This is a genomic window from Streptomyces sp. NPDC057654 (assembly GCF_042800135.1).
Taxonomy (GTDB): Bacteria; Actinomycetota; Actinomycetes; order Streptomycetales; family Streptomycetaceae; genus Streptomyces.
This window is the reverse complement of the sequence record NZ_JBHVHQ010000477.1, coordinates 1-6,554: the sequence shown is the minus strand read 5'-3', so window position 1 is coordinate 6,554 and position 6,554 is coordinate 1. Positions and strand designations below refer to the sequence as shown.

The following is a 6,554-nucleotide window of genomic DNA, read 5'->3' as shown; positions in this document are numbered from 1 at the left end:
GGGGAAGCGGATCACTGGTCGGCCCGTACGTCGCTGCCGGCCCGTACGTCGCCGCCGGCACGGCCGGCGCCCTTGGCCCGTGCCGTGAGCGTCTGGTCGACCATCGTGCCGTCGCGCAGATACACCACCCGGTCCGCCCAGGCCGCGTACCGCGGCTCATGCGTCACCATCACCCCCGCCGCGCCCGCGTCGCAGCGGGCCCGCAGCAGGGCGAGCACGGCCTCCCCGGTCTGGGAGTCCAGGGCGCCCGTCGGCTCGTCGGCCAGGACCAGCCGGCGGTCGCCCACAAGGGCGCGCGCGATGGCCACCCGCTGCTGCTGGCCGCCGGACATCTCGTCCGGGAAGCGGTTGGCGACCGCGGTGAGGTCCAGCTCCTCCAGGGACTCCATGGCCTCCCGCCGCGCCTTGCGCAGCGGGAGCCCGTCCAGCTCCCTGGGGAGGGCGATGTTCTCGGCCGCGGTGAGCGCCGGGATGAGGTTGTAGTCCTGGAAGACATAGCCGATGGAACGGCGCCGGGTGGCGGCCAGCGCGCCGCGGCCGAGCCGCGCCAGGTCGCGCCCCTCGACGATCACCTGTCCGCTGGTCGGCGCGTCCAGCCCTCCGGCGAGGGTCAGCAGCGTCGACTTGCCGGAGCCGGAGGGGCCCATGACGGCGACGAGTTCGCCGGGCATGACACTGAGGTCCACGCCGCGCAGGGCGTGGACCTCGGTCATACCGGTCCCGTGGGTCCGGGTGAGCTCCTTGAGCTCCAGAACGGCGTCGCGCGAGGAACGCTCGTACGGCGTGGCCCGAGTGGCCAGTGTGGCCCGAGCGGCCCGAGCGGCCCGCGCGGACTGTGGTCGCGCCGCCCGTTCCCGTCCTCGCTCCTGTCCCCGATCCTGTCCCCGATCCCGCGCTCTCTCCGGCCCCCCTCCGCTCTGCTCCCTCCCTTTCGGCATCGCCTTCGATATCACCCTCGATATCGCGTTCGGCTGTGGTGGCTGAGCGGACATGGTGCGGTGTTCCCCTTGGGTGGGTCGGACCCGCCGTGTCGGCCACCTGGTCAGAGCGGTCGCGGCGGATCGGTATACCGCGTATGTATACCCGCTTTGCGCTGTTCGAGGTAGATCGGATCGACCACTGCGGTATATCGGATCGACCACTGCCTCGCAGGACCCACTGTCGACGGCCGCCCCGACGGTGTGCGCGGCCCGTGCGGCCCCTGCGGTCAGTGCCGCCTGAGCCGCAGCCCGACGAAGGCCAGCCCGAGCCCGGTGAGCGCCATGCCCGTGCCGAGCGGCAGTACGCGCATCACGCGGCCGGTCGGCGCGGGCGCGGCCACCGTCTCCTGCGGGGCGTCGGCGGCGGTCCCGGGCGCGTACGGCGGGCGGACGGGCGGCGACGAGTCGGGCGCGGGCGGCCGCACCATCGCGTACTGCTCCCGCGGCGGCCCGAGCGGCCGCTGAGCCGCGACCGCGCCGAGGTCATCGCCCCTGGCGGGCTGGGTGGTGGGGGCGGGCGACGGCTCGTACGAGGTGGTGGGGGAAGGGCCGGGGGAGGACGGGGACTCAGAAGGGGCGGGGGTCGAGGTGACGGTGGGCGTGGGGCTGGCGGTGGGCGTGGTGGCCGTGGTGGCCGTGGATGTCAGCGAGTCCGTGGGGGACGTGGTGACCGAGGGGGTGGGGGTGCCGGGGCCGCCGGGGGTGTCGCGGGAGCCCGGCGAGGAGGGGCGCCCCGGCTGCGTACGGCCCTCTCCCGCATGCCCTCCCGCGTGCCCTCCCACGTGTCCTCCCACGAACCGCCCGTCGCCGGAAGTGAGCCCGGCGACGGGCGGATTGGCTGAGGAACCGGCTACGGGTCCGTGTCCGTTCCCGTGTCCGTACGGGCGTATCGCCGCGTCCGGGGACGCTCCCGCGCCCGGCCGTGCTGTCACACCGAACCGGTCCGCGGGACCCGTACGCACCGCTGCCGGGGCCGAGGACCGTTCGGCGGCGGGCGTCGCGGGTCCGGCGGACGTCGCGGGTCCGGAGGGCGCGGCGTGCGCGGCGGGGCCGAGGAAGAGCAGTGCGGGGCAGAGTCCACCGGCGGTCAACAGGCCGACCGCGGGGAGCGAACGAAGTGCTGGAGCCACGGCTGTGAGCCTCCCGTGCCGAGCCGTCATGTCCGGTCTCAGGTTCACATGTCATGACAGAACCGGCATCTCGGACGCACTGCCCGTGCCCCGCCCCGCTACCGCCCCGCCCCGCTACCGCCTCGGGCTCAGGTCGTCAGCAGCAGCTTCCCGACGTGCGAGCTGCTCTCCAGCACCTCGTGCGCCTGGGCGGCCTCGCGCATCGGCAGCGTGCGGTCCACCACCGGCTTCACACGGCCCCCGGCGATCAGCGGCCAGACGTGTTCGCGGACCGCCGCGACGATCTCCGCCTTCTCCTCGTGCGGCCGCCCGCGCAGCGACGTCGCGGTGACCGAGGCCCGCTTGGCGAGGAGCGCGCCGAGGTTCAGCTCGCCCTTGCGGCCGCCCTGGAGGCCGATGATCACGAGCCGCCCGTTGACGGCGAGGGCCCGCACGTTCCGGTCGAGGTACTTCGCGCCGACGATGTCGAGGATGACGTCCGCGCCCGCGCCGCCGGTCGCCTTCGCCAGTTCTTCGACGAAGTCCTGCTCGCGGTAGTCGATGAGGACGTCCGCGCCCAGTTCGCGGCAGCGCTCCAGCTTCGCCGCGCCGCCCGCCGTGACGGCGACGCGCGCGCCGACCGCCTTCGCGAGCTGGATGGCCATGGTGCCGATGCCGCTGGAGCCGCCGTGCACGAGCAGCGTCTCGCCGGGCCGCAGATGGGCGGTGAGGAAGACGTTCGACCATACGGTGGACGCGACCTCCGGCAGCCCGGCGGCCGTGACGGTGTCGACGCCCTCGGGCACGGGCAGCAGCTGCCCGGCCGGTACGCACACCTTCTCGGCGTACCCGCCGCCCGCCAGCAGCGCGCACACCTCGTCGCCGACCTCCCAGCCGCGCACGCCGGGCCCGAGCTCCGCGATCCGGCCCGAGCACTCCAGGCCGGGGTACGGGGAGGCGCCGGGCGGCGGGTCGTAGAAGCCCTGACGCTGCATCACATCGGCGCGGTTGACCGCGCTGGCCACGACCTCGACCAGCACTTCGCCCGCACCGGGCACGGGGTCCGGAACCTCGGCCCACACCAGGGCCTCGGGTCCGCCGGGTTCAGGAATGGTGATCGCATACATGCTCGCGAGGCTACTCCGGGGCGGCGGGGGCGTCCTGGGGCCCGCATTGGGACCTGCGTCGGGACCTGCGTCGGGACCTGCGTTGGGACCCGCGTTGGGACCTGCGTCGGGACCTGCTCCGGGCCCTCCGCGAGCGGTTACCGGAAGCTGTTCGCGGCTACCGGAAGGCCGTCGGCCGCGCCCGTACGATCGTGATCAGACGGTCCGTCGACTTGAGCGGGCTCGCCTCCGGGTCGTCGTAGCCGAGCAGACGGTGGCCGCGCAGCACGGACACGACGAGGTCGTCCGTATCCCGTACGGACTTGCCGACCTCGGCCTTCACCACCGGCCGTTCCACTATGTCGAGGCCGCTGCCCTGCTGGATCAGGTCCTCCATGACCGTGCCGGCGCTCGGGCTCAGCACGGACAGCCCCAGCAGCCGTCCGGCCGCGCTCGCGCTCGTGATCACGGAGTCCGCGCCGGACTGGCGCAGCAGCGGCGCGTTCTCCTCCTCGCGGACGGCGGCGACGATGTTGGCGGCGCGGTTGAGCTGGCGCGCGGTGAGCGTGACGAGTACGGCCGTATCGTCGCGCTGCGTCGCGATGATGATCTGCCGCGCCTTCTCGACCTCGGCGCGCAGCAGCACGTCGCTGCGGGTCGCGTCGCCGACGACCCCCGCGTAGCCGTGCCCGATCGCCGACTCGATCGCCTTCGGGCTCGGGTCGACGACCACGACCCGCTCACTGGCCAGTCCGGTCGCGCATATGGTCTGCACGGCCGACCGGCCCTTGGTGCCGAAACCGACGACGACGGTGTGATCGCGCAAGGCGGACCTCCAACGGGTAAGACGCCACTGCTCACGGGTGCGCTCGGTGAGGACCTCAAGGGTGGTGCCGACCAGGATGATCAGGAACAGGACGCGGAGCGGCGTCACGAGGAGCACGTTGGACAGCCGGGCGCTGTCGCTGTACGGGACGATGTCGCCGTATCCGGTGGTGGACAGGGTGACGGTGGAGTAGTAGACGGCGTCGAGGAAGTCGACGTCGCCGTCGGCGTTGTCGTGGTAGCCGCCGCGGTCCGCGTAGACGATGAAGACCGTCGCGACCATCACGAGCAGCGCCATGAGCAGCCGGCGTATGACCTGGCGCAGCGGCCCGACGCTCTGCCGGGGGAGCTGGACGCGGTAGCCGCTGTTCTGGGGGTCGTGATGCGCGGCGGGGGACTCGGGCGGGTCCTGCCGGGCGGCCGCGTCGTGGGCGGGCAACTTCACGAGAGGGCTCCGGAGTCGGGGCCGAACGGCAGCGGGGCGTCCAGTCGGCGCGGGGTGTTCAGCGTGTCATGCGCCATCGGCCGCTCGACGGGCCGCCCCGGGGGTTGGGGGGTGGGGCGGGTGGACGAGCTTGCCTCCGAGCGGGCGGCCAGGCGCTTGGCGGTTCGTTCCTGCGGCCGTTCACGTGGCTGTTGACGTGGCTGTTCACGTGGCTGTTCGCAAGGCTGGGCCTGCGGCCGTTCCTGCGGTTCGGGCTCGTACGCCCAGCGCAGGTCGTCCACGGCCGTAGAGTCCTGTCGGCGCTGCCCGCCCGACCGGTCAGGGCTGCTCATACCGCCCGGCGGAACCTGCCTGTCGGGCCCGTCGAGGACGGCCTGCCAGCCCTGGGCGCCCAGCCCGCTGGAACCAGCCGACGCGGCTGTCTCATCCGTACCGCCGAAGTCGGCGAGGTCGGTGTGGCTGGAGCCGCCGGAAACGGCATTGGCGTTGGCAGTGGCAGCGGTATCGGGAACAGCCGCGTAAGGGTCGCTCCCCGCTCCCCACGGCAGATCCAGCGTCTCGACGACACCCCCTCGCTCCACCCCGCCCGGCGGGATGACCGCGAGGGCATCGGCGGCGGCGATGCCGCGCAGCATGGCGGGGCCGTGGAACCGCAACGGCCGCACCTCGTCGTGCGCGTACGCGACGGGGACGAGGCGCGTGTCCTCGGGATGGCCGTGGACGGCTTCGGTGAGCGGCGCACGGTACGGGACCGGCGCCGCGCGGCCCGCGAGCGTACGCAGCAGGGGCCCGGCGAGGGTCAGCAGGCCGGAGACGGCGGCGAGCGGGTTGCCGGGGAGGCCGATGACGTGACGGTGCGGCACGAGGCGGGCGAGGATCATGGGGTGGCCGGGGCGTACCGCGACGCCGTCGACGAGGGGCTCGGCGAAGACGCGGCGCAGCGTCGGGCGAACGTGGTCGACCGGCCCGGAGGCGGTGCCTCCGGTGGTGACGATCACATCGGCGCCGGAGGCCGCGACGGCCTCGTACAGCGCTTCGTAGTCGTCCTTGAGGCGGCGGGTGGCGATGACCTCCGCGCCGAGGGAGCGCAGCCAGGGGGCGAGCATCGGGCCGAGCGCGTCGCGGATGCGGCCGTCACGGGGCAGGCCGTCGTCCAGCAGTTCGTCGCCGAGTACGAGCACCTCGACACGGGGGCGCGGTACGACGCGCAGCGAGTCGTAACCGGCCGCCGCCGCCATCCCCAGCACGGCAGGCGTCACGAACGTACGCGCCGGCAGGAGCTGGTCGTCGCGGCGGCACTCCTGGCCGCGCGGGCGGATGTCCTGACCGGTCGTCACGGCCCGGTCCGCGTACAGCCAGGCCGCCTCGGCCTCCCCAGTCGTCCCGCCCTCCGCGCCCTCCGCGCCCTCCGCGTTCGGCTCCGAGAGGGTGCCGTGTTCGCTGCGCAGGACGGCGGTCGCGCCGGGCGGTACGCGGGCGCCGGTGGCGATACGGACCGCGCGGCCGTCGGGGAGGGGTTCGGTACGGGCGTGACCGGCGAGGATGCCGGGGGCGTCGGCGGCGATGCGCCAGGGGCCGGGACCGGCGACGGTCCAGCCGTCCATGGCGGAGGTGTCGAAGGGAGGCAGATCGGTGAGGGCGGCGAGGGGTTCGGCGAGTACGTGGCCGAGCGCGTCGGCGAGTTCCTTCACCACCGGCTCCAGGACGCGCACCGCCCGCGCCGCGCGGGTACGGGCGTCGTCCCAGGCGAGGTCGGCGTACGGAGCGGGGGCGGGGCCGGTGTGCGTCCAGCCGCCGTCAGCGCCGCCGGAGTCGTCGGGGTTGTGGGGATCGTGGGGGTTGTGTGGGTTGTCACCTTCGTCATCGGAGACTCCACGGGCGCGGTCGGACTCCCGCCGCGCCTCCCCGCTCCCGCTCGCGCCCTTCCGTCCATCGCGACCGCCACGATGGCTGCGATCTCCACGATCACCGCGACGGTCGGACAACAACGCCAGCGCCTCATCCGCGGCACGGTCCAGTGCGGCGTCCGCCTCCGGGTCGTTCATTCCGGCTCTTCGGACCAGCGCGTCGCGAGCGCGGACGCCTTGCG

5 protein-coding genes are annotated in these 6,554 nt (G+C 73.9%); all 5 read right to left on the bottom strand.

The annotated features are described in order from the left end of the window. Positions 1–11: 11 nt before the first annotated feature. Positions 12–713, bottom strand: coding sequence for an ABC transporter ATP-binding protein (locus ACFU99_RS28295; RefSeq protein WP_384397270.1), 702 nt, complete (start codon positions 711–713; stop codon positions 12–14). 494 nt (positions 714–1,207) lie between these two features. Then, a complete protein-coding gene (locus ACFU99_RS28290) occupies positions 1,208–2,110 on the bottom strand; it encodes a hypothetical protein (RefSeq protein WP_384397267.1) in 903 nt (300 codons plus the stop codon). 128 nt (positions 2,111–2,238) lie between these two features. Further along, entirely contained in the window at positions 2,239–3,216 is a 978-nt protein-coding gene (locus tag ACFU99_RS28285) for an NAD(P)H-quinone oxidoreductase (RefSeq protein ID WP_384397264.1), read from the bottom strand. A gap of 157 nt (positions 3,217–3,373) precedes the next feature. Further along, entirely contained in the window at positions 3,374–4,465 is a 1,092-nt protein-coding gene (locus ACFU99_RS28280; protein WP_384397262.1) for a potassium channel family protein, read from the bottom strand. Then, positions 4,462–6,510: a molybdopterin-binding protein gene (locus tag ACFU99_RS28275; RefSeq protein WP_384397273.1), complete on the bottom strand. Its 2,049-nt coding sequence runs from the start codon at positions 6,508–6,510 to the stop codon at positions 4,462–4,464. The genes ACFU99_RS28280 and ACFU99_RS28275 overlap by 4 nt, the downstream gene beginning before the upstream one ends. Positions 6,511–6,554 lie beyond the last annotated feature (44 nt).